Origin of the sequence: Herbaspirillum sp. 1130, assembly GCF_017833835.1 — a bacterium.
Classification (GTDB): Bacteria; Pseudomonadota; Gammaproteobacteria; order Burkholderiales; family Burkholderiaceae_D; genus Herbaspirillum; species Herbaspirillum huttiense.
Genome location: NZ_JAFICQ010000005.1, coordinates 30,715 through 51,226 on the forward strand (window position 1 = coordinate 30,715; position 20,512 = coordinate 51,226).

General features: G+C 53.2%; 13 protein-coding genes and 2 pseudogenes. 9 read left to right on the forward strand and 6 right to left on the reverse strand.

Translation table 11 applies throughout. From position 1 onward, the window contains the following. Window positions 1-6: 6 nt before the first annotated feature. Window positions 7-600 carry a molybdopterin-dependent oxidoreductase gene (locus JOD78_RS21635; protein WP_134134226.1) on the forward strand — a complete coding sequence of 198 codons (594 nt, stop codon included), beginning with the start codon at window positions 7-9 and terminating at the stop codon, window positions 598-600. Between the two features lie 21 nt (window positions 601-621). Here the strand turns inward: JOD78_RS21635 and JOD78_RS21640 are convergent, their stop codons facing one another. Beyond that, window positions 622-2,262: an acyl-CoA synthetase gene (locus JOD78_RS21640; protein WP_209569611.1), complete on the reverse strand. Its 1,641-nt coding sequence runs from the start codon at window positions 2,260-2,262 to the stop codon at window positions 622-624. Between the two features lie 180 nt (window positions 2,263-2,442). Between JOD78_RS21640 and JOD78_RS21645 the strand changes: the two genes are divergently transcribed. The 3 genes from JOD78_RS21645 to hisC all read left to right on the forward strand — a co-directional run bounded on the left by JOD78_RS21645 (window position 2,443) and on the right by hisC (window position 5,036). Next, a complete protein-coding gene (locus JOD78_RS21645) occupies window positions 2,443-3,117 on the forward strand; it encodes a Crp/Fnr family transcriptional regulator (RefSeq protein ID WP_121041296.1) in 675 nt (224 codons plus the stop codon). Between the two features lie 89 nt (window positions 3,118-3,206). Then, on the forward strand, window positions 3,207-3,869 hold the full coding sequence (locus JOD78_RS21650) for a helix-turn-helix transcriptional regulator (RefSeq protein ID WP_134134223.1): 663 nt from the start codon (window positions 3,207-3,209) through the stop codon (window positions 3,867-3,869). 84 nt (window positions 3,870-3,953) lie between these two features. Further along, window positions 3,954-5,036, forward strand: a complete 1,083-nt coding sequence (gene hisC / locus JOD78_RS21655; RefSeq protein ID WP_039790211.1) for a histidinol-phosphate transaminase — start codon at window positions 3,954-3,956, stop codon at window positions 5,034-5,036. Between the two features lie 57 nt (window positions 5,037-5,093). On the opposite strand, the pseudogene JOD78_RS21660 reads toward hisC, so the two are convergent. Together JOD78_RS21660 and JOD78_RS21665 are read right to left on the reverse strand one after the other, a co-directional pair. Next, window positions 5,094-5,624, reverse strand: a pseudogene (locus JOD78_RS21660) (YbfB/YjiJ family MFS transporter); the annotation flags it as partial. A gap of 114 nt (window positions 5,625-5,738) precedes the next feature. Beyond that, window positions 5,739-6,137 (reverse strand): helix-turn-helix transcriptional regulator, encoded by a 399-nt coding sequence (locus tag JOD78_RS21665; RefSeq protein WP_209569608.1) that lies wholly within the window; start codon window positions 6,135-6,137, stop codon window positions 5,739-5,741. A gap of 167 nt (window positions 6,138-6,304) precedes the next feature. Between JOD78_RS21665 and JOD78_RS21670 the strand changes: the two genes are divergently transcribed. Further along, window positions 6,305-6,718, forward strand: coding sequence for a hypothetical protein (locus JOD78_RS21670; protein ID WP_209569606.1), 414 nt, complete (start codon window positions 6,305-6,307; stop codon window positions 6,716-6,718). A gap of 652 nt (window positions 6,719-7,370) precedes the next feature. Here the strand turns inward: JOD78_RS21670 and JOD78_RS21675 are convergent. Then, on the reverse strand, window positions 7,371-9,248 hold the full coding sequence (locus JOD78_RS21675; protein WP_209569604.1) for a hypothetical protein: 1,878 nt from the start codon (window positions 9,246-9,248) through the stop codon (window positions 7,371-7,373). 235 nt (window positions 9,249-9,483) lie between these two features. Between JOD78_RS21675 and JOD78_RS21680 the strand changes: the two genes are divergently transcribed. From JOD78_RS21680 to JOD78_RS21690, 3 genes are all read left to right on the forward strand, one after another. Further along, the gene (locus tag JOD78_RS21680) at window positions 9,484-9,657 is read left to right on the forward strand and encodes a transposase (protein ID WP_209569602.1); all 174 of its coding nucleotides are present in this window, start codon (window positions 9,484-9,486) and stop codon (window positions 9,655-9,657) included. Between the two features lie 317 nt (window positions 9,658-9,974). After that, a complete protein-coding gene (locus tag JOD78_RS21685) occupies window positions 9,975-17,405 on the forward strand; it encodes a CHC2 zinc finger domain-containing protein (RefSeq protein WP_209569600.1) in 7,431 nt (2,476 codons plus the stop codon). 114 nt (window positions 17,406-17,519) lie between these two features. After that, the gene (locus JOD78_RS21690; RefSeq protein ID WP_209569598.1) at window positions 17,520-18,272 is read left to right on the forward strand and encodes a hypothetical protein; all 753 of its coding nucleotides are present in this window, start codon (window positions 17,520-17,522) and stop codon (window positions 18,270-18,272) included. Between the two features lie 210 nt (window positions 18,273-18,482). Here JOD78_RS21690 and JOD78_RS21695 read toward each other — a convergent pair whose 3' ends face one another. Then, window positions 18,483-19,124, reverse strand: a complete 642-nt coding sequence (locus JOD78_RS21695; protein WP_209569596.1) for a hypothetical protein — start codon at window positions 19,122-19,124, stop codon at window positions 18,483-18,485. Window positions 19,125-19,352: 228 nt separating this feature from the next. Between JOD78_RS21695 and JOD78_RS28080 the strand changes: the two are divergent. Continuing rightward, window positions 19,353-19,512: pseudogene (locus tag JOD78_RS28080) on the forward strand (IS3 family transposase); the annotation flags it as partial. 32 nt (window positions 19,513-19,544) lie between these two features. Here the strand turns inward: JOD78_RS28080 and JOD78_RS21700 are convergent. Further along, a complete protein-coding gene (locus JOD78_RS21700) occupies window positions 19,545-19,964 on the reverse strand; it encodes a hypothetical protein (protein ID WP_209569594.1) in 420 nt (139 codons plus the stop codon). Window positions 19,965-20,512 lie beyond the last annotated feature (548 nt).

Genomic DNA, 20,512 nt, shown 5'->3' on the forward strand with positions numbered 1-20,512 from the left:
TTTTCCATGCAAAAACGCAAGTTCCTTGGCTTCGGTGCCTCGCTGCTGGCCGCACCCGTGGCCCTGCCTGCATTGGCTGCCGACAAGAAGTCCGGTGCTGCCGCAGGTCCGGTATTGCTCACGGTGACCGGCGACATCAGCAAGGCCAATCGCGGCCCGCTCGATCCGGCGCTGGACCAGATGATGGCCAAGCAGAAGCTGGCGTTCGACAAGGCCCACACCTTCGATTTTGCCGCGCTCGCCGCGCTGCCTTCGGTAGAGATCCGTCCCACGCTGGAATACGATGGCCGCCGCCACAGCCTGCGCGGTCCGCTGCTCTCGGAAGTCTTGCGCGCCGTCGGAGGTCCCGCCACTGTGCAGAACTGTGCCCTGCGCGCCGTCGATGGCTACGCGGTGCTGGTCTCGGCGGAAGATATCGCCAAGTACCGCTTCATCATCGCCACCCATCTGGATGGCAAGCCCATCCCGCTGGGTGGACTCGGTCCGCTGTGGGCCGTATATGACGCCGACAGCTTCCCCGAGATGAGCGCGCGCCCCTTGCCGGAGCGCTTCGGCCAATGCCCGTGGGGGCTGTATCACATCGCCGTGCGCAAGGCCTGACGAGATGCGCAGGACAGCACCTCAGACGTTGATGGCGCTGTCCGACTTCATGCGCTTGCGCAGTTCGAACTTCTGGATCTTGCCGGTGGACGTCTTGGGCAGCGGACCGAAGTAGATCGCCTTGGGCACCTTGAAACCGGCCAGGTGGCCCCGGCAGAACTCGGTCAGTTCTGCCGCATCGATGTTGGCCCCGTCCTTGAGTTCGACGAAGGCGCAGGGTGTCTCTCCCCATTTCTCATCCGGTTGCGCCACCACTGCGGCGGCCAGCACGGCCGGATGGCGGTACAGCACGTCTTCCACTTCCACGCTGGAAATGTTTTCCCCGCCGGAGATGATGATGTCCTTGCTGCGGTCCTTGATCTTGATGTAGCCGTCCGCATTCATCACCCCCAAGTCACCGGTGTGGAACCAGCCCCCGGCAAAGGCTTCGTGCGTGGCCTTGTCGTTCTTCAGGTAACCCTTCATGCAGATGTTGCCGCGGAACATGATCTCGCCGATCTCCTCGCCATCGGCGGCCACCGGTTCCATGGTGTCCGGCGAGAGCACCGTCACTCCGCTCTGCAGGTGATAGCGCACGCCCTGGCGAGATTTCTGCACCGCGCGTTGATCCACCGACAGCGCGTTCCATTCATCCTGTTCCGCACACACGGCTGCCGGTCCATAGACTTCGGTGAGTCCATACACGTGGGTCAGCTCGAACTGCATCGCCTCCATCTTGGCCAGCACGGCCGCTGGCGGCGGCGCACCGGCCACCATCGCCTTGACCGGACCGCGGATGCCGGCGCGCCAGCCCTCGGGCGCATTGGCCAGCGCCGCATGCACGATGGGCGCGGCGCAGTAATGCGTGATGCCATGTTCGGCGATCAGGTCGAACACCAGCTTGGGGTCGAACTTGCGCAGGCATACGTTCACGCCTGCGCGGGCGGCCACGGTCCACGGGAAGCACCAGCCATTGCAATGGAACATGGGCAGCGTCCACAGGTAGACCGGATGCTTGGGCAGATCCCATTCGAGGATGTTGGAGACCGCATTCAGGGCCGCGCCGCGATGGTGATAGACCACGCCCTTGGGGTCGCCGGTGGTGCCGGAGGTGTAATTCAGCGCAATCGCATCCCACTCGTCGGCGGGCCATTGCCATTCGAAATTTTCATCGCCATCGGCCAGCAGGGCTTCGTATTCCAGATGGCCGAAACGCTCGCCGGGCACCGGCGGCGGACCCAGCACGTCGAACACCTCGACGATTTTGAGCGCCGGCAATTGCGTGCGCAACTGCTGCGCCAGCGCGGCGAATTCGCTGTCGATCAGCAGCACCTTGGCTTCGCCATGGCGCAGCATGAAGACGATGGATTCGGCATCGAGCCGGATGTTGAGGGCATTCAATACCGCACCGGCCATGGGCACACCGAAGTGCGCCTCCACCATCGCCGGGGTATTGGGCAGCATGGCCGAGACGGTGTCGTTCTTGCCGATGCCCAGACGCTGCAGGGCGCTGGCCAGGCGGCGCGTGCGGCGATAGGTCTGGTCCCAGTCCTGGCGCAATGCGCCGTGAATGATGGCGGGACGCTGGCCATAGACGGCGGCGGCGCGCGCGATGAAATCGATGGGGGTGAGGGCCGCGTAATTGGCGGCGTTGCGGCCAAGGCCGGTGTCGAAATCTGCCATGTCTGTCTCCTTGCGGCGGGGATGAGGGGCGCGGCCTGTGCATTTTTTATCAGCCGCCTGTTATTTTCTGCACTAGGGTAGCACCGAAGCTGTCTTGCGCTTTGTCATCACGACGACAAGGCTGACATGCGACAATGTTTGCCGTTTCCTTCCCTCTCTGACTATCCCATGAGCAGCCCGATGGCGCAGCTTCTGCAGCAATACGACTGGTTCGCCGCACTGGCTGGCGAACATCGTGCGCTGGCCGCCGCCACCACCCAGTTGACGCGCTTGTCGGCCGATGCCTTCGTGGCCCGGCGCGGCGAACTCTCGCAATACTGGATCGGCGTCCATGAGGGCTTGATCAAGCTGGCCGTCTACAACATCGATGGCCGCAGCAGTACGCTCTCGGGCGTACCCGAGGGCGGCTGGTGCGGCGAGGGCAGCGTCATCAAGCGCGAGCCGCGCCGCTATGACGTCATCGCCATCCGGGCGTCACAGATCCTGCTGGTGCCGGCCGATACCTTCCACCGCCTCATGGCCGAGAGCCTGCCCTTCAACGCCTTCGTCATCGGCCAGTTGAACGAACGCATGGGCCAGTTCATCGCCACGGTCCAGAACGAACGCCTGCTCGATGTTGACGCCCGTGTGGCGCAGGCCATTGCACAGCTGTTTCATCCGATGCTGTATCCGCGTACTTCCAAGGTGCTGGAACTGTCGCAGGAAGAGATTGGCCTCTTGACCGGATTGTCGCGCCAGCGCGTGAACCAGGCCATGCGCCACCTGGCCGAGCTGGGGCTGGTGGAGATTTCCTACCAGAGCATTCGCGTGGTCGACCTCGATGGCTTGCGCGCCTTCGGCATGGCCTCGCTGTGAGCGGCCTGTCACCACGATGACAGTCAGGCGCAGGCTACCGGCTTAAGATCGGGCGAACATTCCGGCGTTGACACTGCATCGATTCATCCATGGCCATCATCACCCATCATCACCTGCTGCTGCGTGAACTGCGGTTCGCCGCCCCGGCGCGCGTGCGGGTCTGGAAGGGGGCGGCCACCTTGAAGAGCGGGGGCGTAGCGGTAGAGCTGCAGGAGGGCGAAAGCTTCACGGTGCCGCCCTTCGTGCGTTTTTCCTGCCTCGCGCATCCGCGCGTGACGGCACAAGGCATGCGCCCCGCAGTCTGGTCGCTGGCGCTGGAGGCACAGGCCAGCGCCGACATGGAACGCGCCGCCGACACCAGCAAGCCCCACGCCCGCCGCCTTGCCGCCGCCATCTTTGCGCAGCCCAGCGCCGACTGGTGCGCCGAGCGCATCGCAGGTCAGTGGCAGATCTCCACTGCCCGCCTGCGTGCCTTGCTGTTTGCCGAGGGCGAGTCATTGCGCAGCCTGGTGCGCGAGCAGCGCGTGGCCTGGGTGCTGGCGCAACTGGCGCGGATGGAAGATGCCGGTGCCAGTCCCGCCGCAGCCGGGTTTGCCTCGCTGTCGGCCCTGCAGCGCGCCTGCCAGGACCTGATCGGCCTGCCGCCCGAGATTGCCGGCCGCGCCCTGTCGCTGCTGAGCAGCCATCCCCGTCCGGCCGTTGCTGCGCAGGATGACCCGGCCCGCCAGCCGCGCTACCGCCCTTATTTCTGAAGCGTCTGCGGCCGGGTGGCGGCAAGTTTGCTACCATCTGCGCTTTCCCTCAATTCTGTGTGGCCCGGTCCGGGCTGATTTCTCATGAGCAAGTTCTGGAGTCCCATCGTCAGCCGCCTGACGCCCTACACCCCCGGCGAACAACCCAAGATCGCGCGCCTGGTCAAGCTCAATACCAACGAGAGCCCGTATGGCCCGTCGCCGCTGGCCCTGCAGGCCATCGCCCGCGAGGTCAGCGACAACCTGCGCCTGTACCCCAATCCCGACGCCGAACCGCTGAAGCTGGCCATCGCCCGCCGCCATGCCGCAGACGGTATCAGCGCGCGCGAGGTGTTCGTGGGCAACGGCTCCGACGAAGTGCTGGCGCACGCCTTCCAGGCCCTGCTGCAACATGGCAAGCCCATCCTGTTCCCGGATATCACCTACAGCTTCTATCCGACCTATGCCGGCCTGTACCAGGTTGACTATCGCGCCGTGCCGCTGGCCGAAGATTTCACCCTGCGCACCGAGGATTACCTCGGCCATGGCGATGCCATCGGCGGCATCATCTTCCCCAATCCCAATGCGCCGACCGGCTGCCTGCTTGGATTGGACGAAGTGGAGCGCATCCTGCAGGGCAATCCGGAGCGCGTGGTGGTGGTCGATGAAGCTTATATCGATTTCGGCGGCGAGAGCGCCATCCCGCTGGTGCAGCGCTATCCCAACCTGCTGGTGGTGCAGACCTTCTCCAAGTCGCGCGCATTGGCCGGCATGCGGGTCGGTTTCGCAGTCGGCCATGCCGACCTGATCGATGCGCTGGAACGCGTCAAGAACAGCTTCAACTCCTATCCGCTGGACCGCCCCGCCATTGCCGGTGCCACCGCCGCCATCGAGGACGAGGACTATTTCCGCAAGACCTGCGACATGGTCATCGCCAGCCGCACCGCACTGGTGGCGCAGCTGGAAGCACTGGGCTTCGAGGTGCTGCCTTCGGCGGCCAACTTCGTCTTCGCCCGCCATCCGCAGCGCGATGCCGCCGAGCTGGCCGCTGCCTTGCGCAGCGATGGCATCATCGTGCGCCACTTCAAGAGCGAGCGCATCAAGCAGTTCCTGCGCATCACCATCGGCACCGATGAGGATTGCGGCACCCTGGTGGAGGCATTGCGCCGCCATCTCGGCCAGCAGTAAGTATCCCCTCTGCGGGCCGCGCCGGTGTTGGCCGCGCGGCCCGATGTGCAGAAAACGTCAGACGCCTGCGGTGCGTCCCTCGCCCGCGCCCAGCGGCCTTTGCCGCCACGCCACCAGCGCCCCCGCCAGCAGCATCAGTGCAGAAAACGTCAAGCCGCGTTGCAGGCCGCCGGCACCATCGGCGATCCATCCGACGATGGACGGGCCGATGATCTGCCCCACGGCAAAGATGATGGTGAAGGCGCTGATGCCGGCTGGCCAGTCCGATGGCGGGAGGTTGTGACGCACCATGGCCGTGGTCGACGCCACGGCCGACAGGAAGCAGCCGCCAAACAGCAGCCCTGAGGCAAACACCGCCACCGGCGCGTCCGTCATGGCCGGCAGCAGCGTGGCCAGGCACAGCAGGCCATTGAGGATGGCCAGCGATTGCCCGCCCCGGAAGCTGTCCAGCATGCGTGCCCAGATGCGTGAAGACGCAAAGGTCGCCGCGCCCAGCAGCGCAAAGAACAGCGTGATGCGCGCCGGTGCCATCCCTTCTTCCTTCAGCAAGGCGATGACGAAGGTCATGTAGCCGATGTACCCGAGCCCTTTCTGTCCTCCCAGCTAAATTTTTCAATCAGCAATGCTTATTTGCTTATTGGCAATAGGCGGCGTTTCTGTACCTGATAGCGAAACTTCTATGAACTTAGAAGTTGTTCGGGATCATTTGTCAGGCGTGGTGGTTGGGGAAGAGCTTTTTTTGGGTTTGGTGATGTGTGCGTTGTAGTACACCTGAATGATTTCCTCAAGCGTAGTTCGGTGCTTCGCAGAAAGAGAGCGCATTTTCGTCAGGAGAACGGGATCCGGAAAACTTGCCGTCAAATCTGTAGGAGTAAATAGAGTCCAAACAGGAACGTTGAAAAAGGTCGCAAAAATATCTACCTGATCCAATGAAGTATTTAAACGTCCGTTCTCGTAACGCGAGATCGTTTCGATTTCGACGCCAAGAGCCGCTGCGAGCTGATGTTGAGTAAGAGAGCTTGCTTTCCGCAGCGCGGCGATATTGTGGCCAAGCGACTTGGCTGCTGAGATCGGAGATTTTTGATGTGGTTTTTTTTTCATGTGCAAGCTCAATAGCTTTCACATGGTCTCTTCATTCAGGCATCGGGAACAGGGCGCAGGAGATCAATATTATTGACTTGTTGCGTCAAGTTATCTAGTATCCGCGACGTCTTTATGCACTAGAAATGCCTTTGGGACGGTCGTCTCAGGCAGCTAAACGTCTCCTTATGTTCATCACTCACCCTACCTGGCAGACTGAAGGTGTTCCACGCGCTTTGCTCTCGCCAGCTATTCCCTGGCGTTCGGCCTTGCTGGACATTTGTCAGCCTTGTTTTTTGGTTTCTCCGCAAATAGATTCCCCTGTTCCTCAGACACATGTTCGGCTCTTCTCTGATATCGATGAGCTTCTGAGTCATATTAGAGAGGAGCATAGCGGTAGTTGCATGGTGTATGCCTTGTCTTTTCTGAACGACGCATTGAGTGTGACCGCAGTTACAGCAATAGGCTCCTATCCGTGTCTCCAGACAGGCATCAAGCTCAGAGTTTATTTTGACGATCATGGGCATGCATGGCCTGCCCATAGTGGTCAGCCCCAGTTTTCAAAGCAACTGACCTTCGATATTGAGGCAAATTTCGTTTGATTCGAAGAACATTAGCAGGTGCTGAGCCTTGATTTAAATTCATTATTAGGAAAGAAAAAATCTTCTGGCGTTCTCAAGCACGGCAGTGCATCTTTCAATTTATCAACTTTTTGAATAGCAAGACGAGATATTTACTGCCCAAACTCACTGGTGAGAAAATGAAAAATCCGAGCTCATAGGGAGGCTCTTTCTAACATCCGTGTGATCGAATTTTCCAGCGAAAAAGGGCAAGAAGAACATGTGTGACGATTTAGATCTAACAATAGCAATCCGGAAGCTGCATCGACTGCAGTTAGAGGAAGGAGATTTAGGAGCTGCATACTGGCTCTCGATCAGCAATCTACTTAAGCAGGCGAAGGAATATCGTGATCGCGCGCTTACCGCCGAAGCAGCGCTTCAGGAACGAACAGAGATTAGGGCTAGGCGTAAAACGCATGCTTCATATTCTTCATCACCAGGAATTGGAGCATTACGTCGAGCCCGTGCATTGCGTTAGATAGACATCTGGAAACGCGACCAGTAGGTAGGATTTTATTGCTCGCTGAATTACCCCTCTCTCCATTTGACCCACCTTCCGTTGCCTCCCGAAGGCTGCCACGCGGTCAAACGCCCTTCCATATCCCTGTTTCCTTAAAGCTCAGGAACAACTGTTTCAAGGGGCGTCTGTACTTGCGGGATTTGACAGGCTCTCCCTCTTCTCTTTGAAGGTGAATCTTTTTTGATATATGCCAGGTTTGCGCATGAATTCCCCCTCATGAAGAGTCCTCTCTATTTTCTCTTGGCGAGCTGTTCGTTGCTTCTGGAGAGCGAGAGTAACTACATTGATTGCTTCAGTTCCCTTACCGGATTCGCATAGCACTTGGCGCGCCCCTTTTCCTCGAGTTGGCGCGAAGACTCCGCTACCACCGTAGGACGATACATTACACATCACGATATGTTGGTAAAAACGGTGTGAATCAGCAATGCAACTTGAGCGATAAAGCTCGCCGAACGGGTTATGTGCCACGACGAATAGCACATCGACAGCCTCGACAGGGCTTTGAGCTTCGTTGATCTGCTTAATGAGTTCCAGATGGCTGTAGTCGTAACATATCAACACACCAAATGTATGCCCCTTTTTATTTTTGAAGCGAAGAAGTTCATTTCCCCGCTCTATAGGAAGGCGCTCGTCACCGTCATGATTTAGCGCGTCGTATTGGGATCTTGTGACCTTCGTATAAATATGTATATCTTGCTCAACAGAGTCGATGATGAAGCACTGATTCTTGCGCGCATGCGACGGGTAATCCACTCCCGCAATGATTACCGTTTTATGCAATTTGCTAAATTCTTTCAGTTTCTCAATATACGAGCGCGGAACGAAGACCTCAGGCAGTACTAAGAAATCGAGTTTTTTATTTTTTGATTGAATACGGTTGGTAAGTTCTGCCAACATTCCGTCTAGCACCTTACAAAATTTCTTGACTTCATCAGTCTTATCGTTATCTAGCCGATACTCGGTTTTAAGATAAATTTGTAAAGGCATTGATTCAAGCTGACAAACCGCCACGGTAGGTGCCTCCGATTCCCATTCCATGTCAATTTCTTTGAGCGTCACCGTGACTTTGCCCGTAGCAGCATTATCATCGGATTTGTAATACCGCTGTGACGGATACGTGGTGGTGATATGCCCCCTCTGCTTCTTCAAAGCAGCACCGTCAGATTGAAATTTCTCTCTCAGCTCACGTAGATACCCGATATCCAGATTTTCAAGCACGCTAACCTCGGCACTCCCCTTTGCACCAAATAACTGTCCCCCGGCATTCAGGCTCGCATGTTCACCTGCGCCTATCCGTCGAAAGGGTGCAAATATCCCGGAGCCGCCTAGCTCGGCCACATTAACGATAATGACAAAGCAAAACAACCTGTGAACATCTGATACGGCATATTCCCAATATAAACGGGTAGCGACGTTATATGTAACCACTACTAATAGTTCTACGTTTAGGTCAAGCAGCTTCTCTAGAATATCGACATGAGTGTACTCGTGACAATTTAAGACCGCCCAAGATACATTGGCGTCGTCTCCTTCAAAAAAATGTAAAGTTTCACCGCCCTGCACTCCCAGACCAATATCCTCTGAGGCTAACGATAATTTTTTAGCCCTGAAAAAATCGTCTCCGCTACGAATTAAAGTTACATTTTCAATCTCACCACAATGCCCGCCGATAGGGCTTCGCGTTGGTCCCGCTAAGGCAATAACATGACTAGTCTGGGCTCCATATTTACGCATTTCCTTTTCGAGCCCGCTAATGCCAGGATGATAGGACATGATTGTCAGCTGATCTTCGCTTCCCCTGCCGAGTAGCTCACGCAGCTTTTGAACTTCTTGTTCCTCAATTTTCGATTGAGATAGTGTGTACGCCAACCCGTCCCTATCTCCGATAGTTACGCATCCACACTTTGCCTGCAGCAGGCGAATTCGGAGGCCTGACTTCGTCAATGCCAACTTTGATTTTTTCACCTCTAACGAAATGATCTTTGAATCCATGCAAACCTCGTTTCGATTGATATGTGTCGTCATAATATCCTAGCGGAGAACGCTCAAATTGTTACCTTCCGTTTAGAAAAATATTCCACCTGTTATCTTGTGAGTGTCATCGACTTGGTTCGGAGTTGAGGCTCAAAATGATAGTTTGAGTGCGCGCTTTCGCTTCGAATCACCTGACCTGAAACAACTGATCAGACTTGAAAATTCATATGCTATTGAAAAAAGGAGTCAGAACATGCCCAAAAAGCGAGTCACATCGAAAGGGATCATCCACAAATTGCGCGAGTTGGAAGTCATGTCTGCACAAAGCAAAACGGTGGTCGAAACCAGCCGCCAACTTGGCGCGTCGGAGCAGGATTACTTCCGTTGGCGCAAGGAGTATCTGAGCTCCAGCAAGATGAGTAGATAAATCTGACCTTTGGTAACAATCAAACTAGTTACTTCCAATTACCGATATTGCTCACGATTAATTTGCAGGGCAGGGCTAAGGAAAAGTGCCGTTACGTTTGCATCTTTCTATATTTTTTCAACGTTGCGCGTAGCGCAAATCTCTTCATAGCTAGTCGACCAGTCTAGAGATACTTCCGTTGAGTTCCTCGATTCGCGAAGCTCCATCGCGGAGTCATTCGAAACAGCCTCCACTTTTCACAATCCACGCCTACTTCCCTCAGCGGGTTCTTGGCTGATAAGCTATTGCAAAATTGAACATTAAATAGAGGGGAAAACATGGACCGTTACGACATTGGAGACCTTTTAAGCAAAATCCCGCTAGAGGGCGTCGTTACGAGGCTTGGTATCGAGACGGAACGGCGGGGAGCGCAGATTCGCGCATTGTGTCCTTTCCACCAGGACACCCGGCCATCTCTGAATCTCTACCCTGCAGACGGTACTTCCCCCTCACACTTTCATTGTTTTGCTTGCGGCGCGCACGGGAATGCGATTGATCTGGTTAAACAAGTTGAAGGGCTTGAGTTCTTACCCGCAGTACAGTGGCTTTCAAAGCAATTCAATTTGCCCCTTGCGTCTTCTCGATCAGATTCAGAGAATAGCAAAAGGGAAAGCAATCAAGCCGCCTTAGATTTTGCACTTCATGTCTTCGACTCTAAGCATGACGCGGAAAGATTCCAAGGTTGGTGCGATGTCCGTAAATTCAGCAGCGACTTTCTCTATAGTCGCGGCCTCAGATGTATCACCCGAGGAGTGCTTGTAGAGGCCTTACAGACTCTGACTATAGATGCCCGAGTCGAGTTAATCGACGGGCTAGAGCGCCTCGGGCTAATTAAGCGTTTGCGAGCGCGCTCCCAAACGGAGCAACTGAAGCTAAATCTAATTGACCAATTTCAGGACTGCTTCCACGACGGAAGAATCATCATTCCTATCCACGATGTGGCTGCGAAGCAGATCGTGACGGTCGGCTTTTCTGGACGAGCGCTTCAGAACGTTCCCGCCGACGGCGTAGCAAAGTATCTTTTGAATTCTTCGTTCAAAAAGAGCCTGCATTTGTTTAACTCTCCAAATGCGTTTAAGGCGATCAAGCAAAGATTGGCGCAAAACGAACCCGCCACGTTATTCATAGTTGAAGGCTTCCTTGATGCACTTCGACTGGAGTCTTTGGGACTTCCCGCTGTTGCGTTGATGGGAGTCAGTCTGAGTAATGAACAGTTAGAACTACTTAAATCGGCAGCTGAAGATCCAGCTAGCAATGCCGAATTGACCTACAGCCTGTTCTTGGATGGTGACGCAGCGGGAACGGGTGGAACCAATCGGTTAGTACGTCGCCTATTGGATCTGCCCGGAGTGGATCTTCGCTGGGTAGGTCTTCCGTGGCGAATTGAACCCGCTTTGGGAAAAGACCCAGACACCTGCTTAAGAGAATTTTCCACAACGGAGCAAGCTCTAGAGTGGATGCAACGCTTTGATATGCCAGCAGAAGGAGTAATTCTGGCCGCAAATCTAGGTAGCCAGGATTCATCAGTACTTCAGTCGACTCGATGGAATCTTTTAGCACCAACAGCGCGTGAACGAGCCCTTTTCAGATCAGCACTTACGGTCAAGAGCCTATATGGAAAACGAATAATCAATGAATCTACTGGTGGACGACTTAGTAGTAGCGCTTGGCCTTGGAGTCAGGAGTTACAGAAGGTTTTGACGGAAGGAGGGCGCCCTAATGCAGCTATTGGGCGGGGCTTCTATCTAGACGGAGATCTGCCGAGAGCTGCGCTGGCTCGAAGGCTTGCATACCATGGGGCTCGTCGTGGGGAGTTGCCGTGTGACGATGAGGCTTGGCAGACCTTGAACGGCAATGAGTCACTATTTGATCAAACCGTACTGGACCGTCTGAGAGCAACTCTCAATGGATCTCCTTGGCATCAGGCCGCTCCTTATGACGCCGTAAATCTTCCCAGAAAACTTACCAGTGACAGAGACGCATTAGATGATCCACGACGAAAAGTGATGCCGCATCCTGCTGATCTGCACGCGCAACAGCTATTCCTTAATGAACTGCTCACCCAGAGACACGACCAGCTAACTGCTACCGGCCAAGTTTTCTCAGACCGGATTCCAGCGGTGCGTTGGTATTCATCTCGACAAGAAGCAATTGTTACTGGCCCGTACAAGGATCTTAATGAGCCGAACCTCGAATGGGATGAGCCTAAGACCTTAAGTTTTGGCTATCAGATCGATATGGACGTAGTGGAGGGAGACAAAACTCCTACCGATCAAGGTATGTTCCGTCCATTTGGGCATTGTTGGCGCGACTTTATGGCTTGTCTTGCGCGGCAAGCTCACGCTATTGGCCCCCGAGTGCATGTACTACGTCTTGATGCTAAGCGTTACTACGATTCAATTCAACGCTACGTCGTACGTCAGGAGCTTCTCAAGCCGTTATCAGAGGCGTTGCGAGACTTCAATCCAAATACTTTCAGCCGAATTCTGGGAGTACATATTGAGTCGCCAGAATATGAGGGCGCATTAGAGCGTCTTCTTACGGGGTTCATCTTTGACCATGAGTATCATGATCCAAATTCTGAAGAGCGGACGCAGCGCAGTGATGAGGTTATAGGTATTCCACAAGGTCCTGTCCTGTCTGCATATATTGGAACGATTGCTCTGTTCCCTGTAGACGATGAAGCACGTAAATTCATTAGAAAAACCTCTGAAGTTGGACCTAATGATACCCGGCATCCGCGTGCTGGTTATGCACGTTATGTGGACGATATTGTGATCTTCGGAGAGAGTGAATCGCTCCTAAAGGAGCTGCGTGAGAAACTGCAATCGAAAGCTGCTGAAAGCTCCATCTCGTTAATCCATAAGGGTGAACGCGTAAGGTCTGGCACACCTGACCAAATAATGCGTCAACTAAACGAAGGGCGGGGACTAGCGGTGTCTGTTCCCGCCTGGGAGGCCCCCATAGTCGGGGATGGAGAGGTTGACTGGAGCTTGGGAAATGATCTGCCGAATGTAGACCGCCAATGCGCGTTGCAAATGCTGCGACACCCGGGACTCATGGATCGCCCCGGAGACATTCTGAAACAAGTGCAAGCGGCGATAACCGCTCCTGACCTGCGTCCGGGCGATATGGCTCTATGCGCTCGTTGGCTCTGGTGGCAGGTTGCGGCGGTTATGCAGCCGGACAGCGTTGAATCAGCTTGGGGACAATTTTGGACTTTATGGGATAGCGCGTGCGGTGAGCGCGATTGGGCCGCAGCCTTTAGAGAGCGTGGCTATTCCATGCTATTTGCGGTTGAGGGATTAGATAGATTACTTGACGCTAATCCATGGCAAGCGAATGGCCAGCATCTTGTCGAGCGAGAGCAGAGCCGACACAAGCGGATGCAATTAGCAAAATTGGTTGCTGACCACAATTTCTTCGGCAATCCGAACCTTGCTACCAATCGTGCACATGTAAGGAGGCGGGCGCGGTTAGTAACCAGAAAGGCCATACGTTTAGTTGGCGGAGATGGAGGGAGAGTGATTGTTGCGTCACAAGCCGGTCGCGCAATTACCGCCATTGAATGGCTTTGTTTGGCAGGCGCCGAACTGATGAACCCATCAGATGCTGATCCTATAGCGGCTCTCCGAGAGCGTGACCTTGATCATCATGATGAATTGGTTCTTGCACGGAGTATCGTTGAACAACTAAAAGGGGCTCAAGCTAACAATATCAGTGACGTTAGTTTAGCGCTTGATTTTGTCGTATATAGCGCCCCACAATCACAAAGACTCGCCGTACTCGCAAAGTTCCCGAAGTTACTTACAAGCTTCAAAGAATGCCAATCTGCTCGTCTCCTTCCCCACTTGCCTTTACTTAGACGGCAAGACGTCATGCTTTTTGCTGTTGACGAAAAAGTCTTGCCCAAGGGTAGAAACCTATATCGATATTCGCTCCGAAATACTGAGAGAGCAACGCAGGAAGAGGTTTCTCAATTCGCACATGTAGAGCTACGCGCTGACGCCGTTGGTACTGCAAAAATAGCGCAAATTCGCTTCGATACAATTGATACGAATTCTTCGTCGGTATGTATAGGAAAGAGCGATGATCTATATAAATGGGAGGACCTAGATTTTTCAAGAATGTCTTCTCTGAAAGGCAGAGCTCAATTTGCTGCAGATCTCTTCCAAGCACTCCTTTTGGTGCACCAGCTTAAGATTGGCGATGAAGGAAGCTCGGCGTATGTTCCCGTCAAAACGCAGCTTCTCCAAGAGTCTTTCTCCGATAAGACGGTGCTTCACTTGATAGCTGATCCAATCCCTAGGGAATTGCTGGGTGTGAGTGCTTGGTATCACGATCGCGATGATCGTGTGCAATCGGAGAACGTGCCACTAGCAGGCGCAGACATCTGGCGTGTGGGATGGTCCGTTGCGGATATTCTTGGTGTGGCGGCAGATATGGCAGATGAGACTGGCGAACGAGATGAGCTTCTGGACGAAACTGACGAGACACTTGAGGAGGAGCAAGCCAAACGGGCGTTAGAAAATTACGTATTGCGGCAGCAGTTACGAAAATTGCAGGGAACCTATTTGTCGGCAGCGCAGATTGATCTAACAGCAGATTCTTTAACATCTATTCCTGGCACCGTAAAGAGGGCGCTTGACCTGTTGAGGAGATTTCCTACCGAAAAGAGTCTGGATGAACAGGTTCGACATGTTCTTCAAGTTGATGCGGAAAGTCGCGCAATGGCACTTCGCATCCAGATGCGAAGTGGAGAAGATCTTCGCCATTCGCTGCATCGTGTATTTCCAGACACGCTCGCCAGGTTGCCGTTATGGGTTTTGGAAGGGCTTAGGTTGACGCCTCTAGAGGGTTACCATGGGTTGCTGCGCCCAGAATTAGCGTTGATGATCTCCCTATACCACGCAATGCATCGACCTCCCTTGGAAGCCGAGATTGATCGCCCCGCGCCCCCTCTGAGAATAGCGCTGGCACTATCATGCCTCGGTATCGGCTTGCGTGGCAGCGTGGCGGCACTCTGGGGTTACACGTCGTCTCTGGGGTCTCGACGAATGCCTGAAAACTTAAATCTGCCGGCTTCATGGGCAACGCCTGATATGGCGCGTCTGGATCCACAGGGCGATTACAATGCCATGCGTAAGAAGTTGTTTGACGGTGATTGGACAGGTCTTAATATGGCTAGTCCTTGGCAGTGGATGCTCGCGCTGATTGGGTTGTTAGATACCAGCTTCGCAAAAATTTTTGATCTTCCCGAGTTGAAGGAAGTCTATGTGTTCTTGAGCGCCTGGCAAACGATTTCCGTCAGTACGGACGATACAAATTCAGACGCGTCACTTTGGCCATTCGATACCCTACCTTCTTTCTCTTTTCAGCAATGTGATGCCCTGATGAGAGCTTTGCCAAAGGCTCTTCGTGAGGTCGATCGCGAACGAGGTATACGCGTTCTTACTGTGCGCGGAACGACCTTTGGGCGAAGTCGCGATAGTGACGAATTTGTGGATGCAGGGCAAGTCAGCTGGCAACTGAGCAAGCCACAATATACTAGTCTATATGCTAATTCGGTGGAGGAGTGTCGCGCTCCTAGTAGCAGCAGGTTGTTCAAGGTCTGGACTGAATCCAGGCGTATCGTGGACGACGAACTTCTTGCGATACATACCTTGGATGTCAAGCTCGGGAAGTGGTCGCCGTCGCTGCTCACCGAACTCGGTGAAGCTGAATCTGCTTCTTTAAAGCCTCGTGATGCAGCGCAGACAATGGGCGTTGGCTCCAGAGTTTTAAATGAGAACGCATTGTCACCGTTACTTCCGAGTGAAGACGATAGGGCTCCTTACGCTCATGACATGGCGAACCAAGCTGAAAGTTTATCGTCTTCGGTGCTTTTCCAGCGACTGTACGAATGGCAGAGAGAGTCATGGAGAAGGCTGGGAGGGAAAATAGATGGGGAAGCTGGCGAGCTTTTGGACAATCGCTTCCGGGTAGCCCTCTTTCAGTGGAGGATCGAGGAAAGCTACGCCCATCCTCTTGCCGAGGTAGGGTTGGCAGCTTTGCCGTTGACAAAATCCGCGCAGGAGGAACTACGGCACCATCTTGCACCAGGCAGTGATTTTTACGAGATTAACAAGACTGGAAAGCGTAACGCCGAATATCTTTGGAGCGGCGATCGTGCGGTAATTTCGTGGCCTGAACATCGCAGGCGGAGAATGCTTACTCAGGCTTTGAAAGCTTCTCATGATTTGAAGGTTCAATTACTGGTATTGCCGGAGGTTTCCGTTCGTCCCGAGACAGTCAAGTGGTTAAAGGATGAACTACGACATTATCCTGGATTGGCCGTTTTAGCCGGAACGTACCGGCAGTTTGAGGCGAGCGCCGACGAGCAGCATTTGAGAGAACAACTAACTCTACTTTGGCGGCCCGATGAAAAGCAGTCTGTGCCGCTTGGACTCGAAGGTTCCGCAGAGCCGATCGAGTTCCAGCGAGGGAAAAAATATCGTGCAGTAGCTGTTCATGAATTGTTCAGACCTGATAATAGTGCCCTGGAGCCGTTATATACAGAGGAGAAATTGCTTCAAGCATTAAAAACCATTCGCGCTCGTGCAAAAAAAGCCGAATGGTCAAGCGACCAGTTGATTGGCCTCATCCAGGAACTTATCCATGGACCGCAGAAGCTACGTTATTGCATGGAGCTAGTTTGCTCTGAGCTGTTCTTGCTAACAAGCCCAGCTAACCGAAAGCCTCTGGAGCAAGATTTAGCAAAAATTCTTCAGCATTTTGGCCGCGGACCGAACGACGCCGCTGAATTGGTGAATAGGGATATCGAAGCGCTGAGCAGATTATTGAGCGTTTCGCAAGAAGACCGCGAGCGCCGATCGGTGCTTATTGTCCCTGCATTTACTAGCCGAAGCAATGATTATTGGCACGCTGGACAAGCCAGTGTTCTAGCATCTGGAACGGCGACCGTATTCTGTAATGCCGCTAATAAGAAGATCAGCGTTGGAGGTAGCTGCTTTATTGGCATTGATTCTGTTAGTAACCAACCACCTGATCACACAGGAATAGTGAGGCTATTGACCCCTTACCATGGATGGCAAAAAGGGATTCTGCAACCTAATGGTACAGGAGCCCTCAATGAAGCTGATCAAGCATTGGTCGTAGTGGACCTCGATCCAGTACATGTGGTGAGTGGCAAGCCTCGTCCTCAATTGCTGCCTGAACCGATGTCTTTGGTTGCCTACCTACCTGTAATAGAACTTATCGATAAGCGGGCTAACGCCGATGGACTTGCAAATGCCTTGCAAAATGAATTCACGCCTGGCGGGCGCGAGATTCTCCATGCCAAGCTAACTGAGCAACCATTTCCCCCAGCATGTGGCGGTCTACATAAACAAGAAGATTTTATTAATGCATTTAGTGGACTTCTTCTCGCCAAACAAGATGGTGGTCTGACCCCTAAGAGTGGTGGTGCAGCGCTAGACACATTCGCGGAACTCTTCGGGGATCCGAATGCAGTACGTGAGCGCATTATGTCTTGGTTGAGAGATCGCCATCAGCAACCGGCTCCCAAAGTTGGCGAAGAGCGTCTTGAACCGGCCTGGATAGACTTCCTTGTTTCAGACCTCACGTGGCGACATAGTCCAGACGGATCGCCTTCGATACGCGTTCCGCCATGGCTTAGCGTATCTCCGCATGATCCAAGTACCCGGTAAGCTCCTTACTGAGAAAATTCGTCTTGTTTCTTGAGCCCACTTGGTGAAGTAAGTTTATTCCTAAATCAAATTCGGATCGTGCGTGAGCGATTCCATCGATTAGAAGGAGGTATTGTGGCAATTGATTGGCTGGGTATTATTGGGGCAGCAGCTTGGTTGGTTCCAATTATTGGCTGGATTAAAAAATCTGTAACTAAACCAGAGATTCAGATCTTTACCGCTCCCGCCCCAGAAATAGGCTTCACCATGAATGGGCCGATATTCAATATTCGTATGGCACTCGCTGTTCGTTATAAGGAAATTGTCGTCACCAGAATAGGAATTCGGCTGACTCATGAAAGCGGTAGCTTTCACAAATTTGAGTGGCGTGGAATGACTCAAACGATGGGCCAGATGCGTTCACCACAAGGACATATTCCATTCGAGCGCGAATCTGAAGTACTGGCGTTGAAGGTCACTCCAAATGCGGTCGAGGAGCGCTTTATTCGATGCCAAGATACCGAGTTCTGGACGAGAAGAGCCCCACTTTCCGCTGCAGCGAGTCGGAAGCTAGCTTATGAGAGAAAAAATGGACTCAGCGACGAGCAATTTTATACATCGCTCGAAATGACGGAGCTCTACCAGTTCACTAAGCAGTATTTCTACTGGCGTCCTGGGAGCTACAAACTCGATTTCTTACTAGATGCTCCCGAACGCTTCAATTTGAAGAATGATTCCTATCATTTTTCTCTCTCTCATCAACAGGTGTCAGAACTCGCTACGAATAGGGACAATATTGAAGATGCATGGCAGTGGACGATTACTAATCCCGAAGATAAAGCCGGTATGCCCGCGAATTGGATTTATCCGGAATTGCGTAGGCGATGACGAGGATCAATGAGAGTCTTTGGCATTCAAGTAATCACAACCGTTTATGTGATTCCCTTTGGCTAGCATATGGTGCCACTTGGCCTCTCTTTGATCTTCTCGATGTTTTGATATAAAAATATCAGATGACCAGTGCAAAGGATATCCAATAAGACTGCGCAAAATTTAGAGCTTGCCGCTCTCGGGCATTTTTCCCTACGTGCAGCGCGATCAATCCCAGGAAGCGCCAAATCCGCGTGCACGTAAAGTGCTTAGCACATCCCATGCTGGTGCAATTTCCGCAGCTGCAACAGTCAATGGCCTTAAGGCGCGAAGTGCTACTTGTTGCGATTCGGCAGGATTCTTCGGCCGCGCTTCTAATCCTTCTCTTAGCATGCGAATGCTTTCTAGGACGTTTACTTGAACCGATACCAAGCGCACTGCAACATGCTCGTCTAGCGGTAGTAGTGGCGTGACATCGGACGGCTCCCACAGCCTCATTAGCTCTAAGTCTTTGAGAATCTGGTCAATGAGCGTGCTAGACCCGCGCACAGATTCCTCAACCAATCGCATGCGAATAGGATCAAGGCCGATATACACAGCCTCCACCTTTGGACGCAATTCTACCCACCGAATGAAGGCAGCATCATACTCCGCTCGCCGTCTTGCACGCTGGTCCGAGGTAGAAAGCCAGATGGCCCAGCCGAGCGCTAATGCGGTTGCCATCCCGCCGAACCAAGTGGCGGCATCCCCTATCTTGTCCTTATCAACTGTACGCGAGAAATATGCGAAGGCCATTGCAATACACACCAACGCACCAGCAAAGCAGATCAAAATTAATCCGACTTCCACCCAGGTCAACTTTTCTTTCATCTTCACCTCGTTTTTCTCGGGGTGATCCTAGCATAGAGTCAAATTCTTCCACGACATAATCGATGATGTTCACATCGTCAACTAATCGCTATAGATTCCATAGAGAACGTGTGTGCGGGATATTTCAAAGGGTCATGGACGCTCGGTTCTGTGAAAGTTAAACGTTCAATCCGAAACCAGATGGATAGTGCGACGGCCTCCTTTTGATAACTCTGCGAAACCGGCCAACCTTAACTAGGGTCTACGCTCCAATGGGTTGCGCCGATGATCGCCCGTATGCCTCAGCCGCTGCTGGACTGGGGAAAAAATCGCCGAGGTCGATAGCGGCGAGCGGGATGGGGTCAGCACGGCCAAACGTGAGCGTATCGAGGCGCTGGAGCCTGAGGTCAGCGCTTTCTCCCTTCTTGGTCTGGCAGGTTTTCATCGATCAGATAACGTCTTGTAGCACTGATCGATCTGGGCGAGGTGGGTCGTGACATTCAGCGCCAACACACCAAAGCTGTGCGTGAAGAGTGCCCTACGCATCTTTGAGTCACTTGCTGCCTCCAGCGCCGTAGACAACTCCGGGTCCTGAGCGGGTCCCTTAATAAGTATCTCTACGGCCCTCCCCAGAAAGACCATTTGATCCGTCAAAGCCAGCATAGTAATCACTGCATCTCGGCGTCCGAGTTCATGCAAAGGTACCGACTGCAACGCTCTAACAATGCCTTCGATGATCGGCCGATCGTAAGCATCCCATAACGAGATACTCAGTTCCGCACGTTCAAAGTCGGATCGTGAAATCGCAGCTCGGATATTCTGTGCGTGCGTGTATGCGGCTTCGGCAACGGCTACCGTCATCTCTCCCTAGATGATTTTTAAAACCAGCGCAGCTTTACGCTTGGCTCTCCGTCGCCCGAATTCTGCTTCCATGGCATTGCTCATTTTTCTTCCTTTACGGGCTCATCTGCGGAGCAGGTTTTAGGGAGGTATTACATATATGAGATGGCTCGTGAAAGAAAGATCTTTTGATCCCAAGAACGTGTGAGCGTCCACGCAGTGGTCAAAAAAGACTAATAATGGATCATAAGATTTTTTACTCGCATTTATGTTGGTGAAATCAGACTGTGAAATCACGCCCAATTAAATCGCTAATAATCCTAATTTATGTAGTACAAAAAGTCGAAAAATGCATGGATAAGCGGAGACGATCCGCATCGATAAAAAAGTAAAAAATTGAAGTTAACTTGCATTTGTGCGACGTATCTTCTATACAAAGATAGTGGCAATTCAATCTCTTCGGATGAATTAAACAACCGTGAAATGAATATGCGATTGACTAAGGTTGATACACAGGTTCGTTACTGGAAAAGGCTAGCGTAGATACTAGGCAGGACGAGTAAAGAAAT

Coding starts and splice junctions, on each gene's coding strand:
- JOD78_RS21680 (WP_209569602.1), top strand. CDS start 9,484: ATGCCCAAAAAGCGAGTCACATCGAAAGGGATCATCCACAAATTGCGC.
- JOD78_RS21650 (WP_134134223.1), top strand. CDS start 3,207: ATGGCCATCATCACCCATCATCACCTGCTGCTGCGTGAACTGCGGTTC.
- JOD78_RS21685 (WP_209569600.1), top strand. CDS start 9,975: ATGGACCGTTACGACATTGGAGACCTTTTAAGCAAAATCCCGCTAGAG.
- JOD78_RS21645 (WP_121041296.1), top strand. CDS start 2,443: ATGGCGCAGCTTCTGCAGCAATACGACTGGTTCGCCGCACTGGCTGGC.
- hisC (WP_039790211.1), top strand. CDS start 3,954: ATGAGCAAGTTCTGGAGTCCCATCGTCAGCCGCCTGACGCCCTACACC.
- JOD78_RS21675 (WP_209569604.1), bottom strand. CDS start 9,248: ATGGATTCAAAGATCATTTCGTTAGAGGTGAAAAAATCAAAGTTGGCA.
- JOD78_RS21670 (WP_209569606.1), top strand. CDS start 6,305: ATGTTCATCACTCACCCTACCTGGCAGACTGAAGGTGTTCCACGCGCT.
- JOD78_RS21665 (WP_209569608.1), bottom strand. CDS start 6,137: ATGAAAAAAAAACCACATCAAAAATCTCCGATCTCAGCAGCCAAGTCG.
- JOD78_RS21695 (WP_209569596.1), bottom strand. CDS start 19,124: ATGAAAGAAAAGTTGACCTGGGTGGAAGTCGGATTAATTTTGATCTGC.
- JOD78_RS21640 (WP_209569611.1), bottom strand. CDS start 2,262: ATGGCAGATTTCGACACCGGCCTTGGCCGCAACGCCGCCAATTACGCG.
- JOD78_RS21635 (WP_134134226.1), top strand. CDS start 7: ATGCAAAAACGCAAGTTCCTTGGCTTCGGTGCCTCGCTGCTGGCCGCA.
- JOD78_RS21700 (WP_209569594.1), bottom strand. CDS start 19,964: ATGACGGTAGCCGTTGCCGAAGCCGCATACACGCACGCACAGAATATC.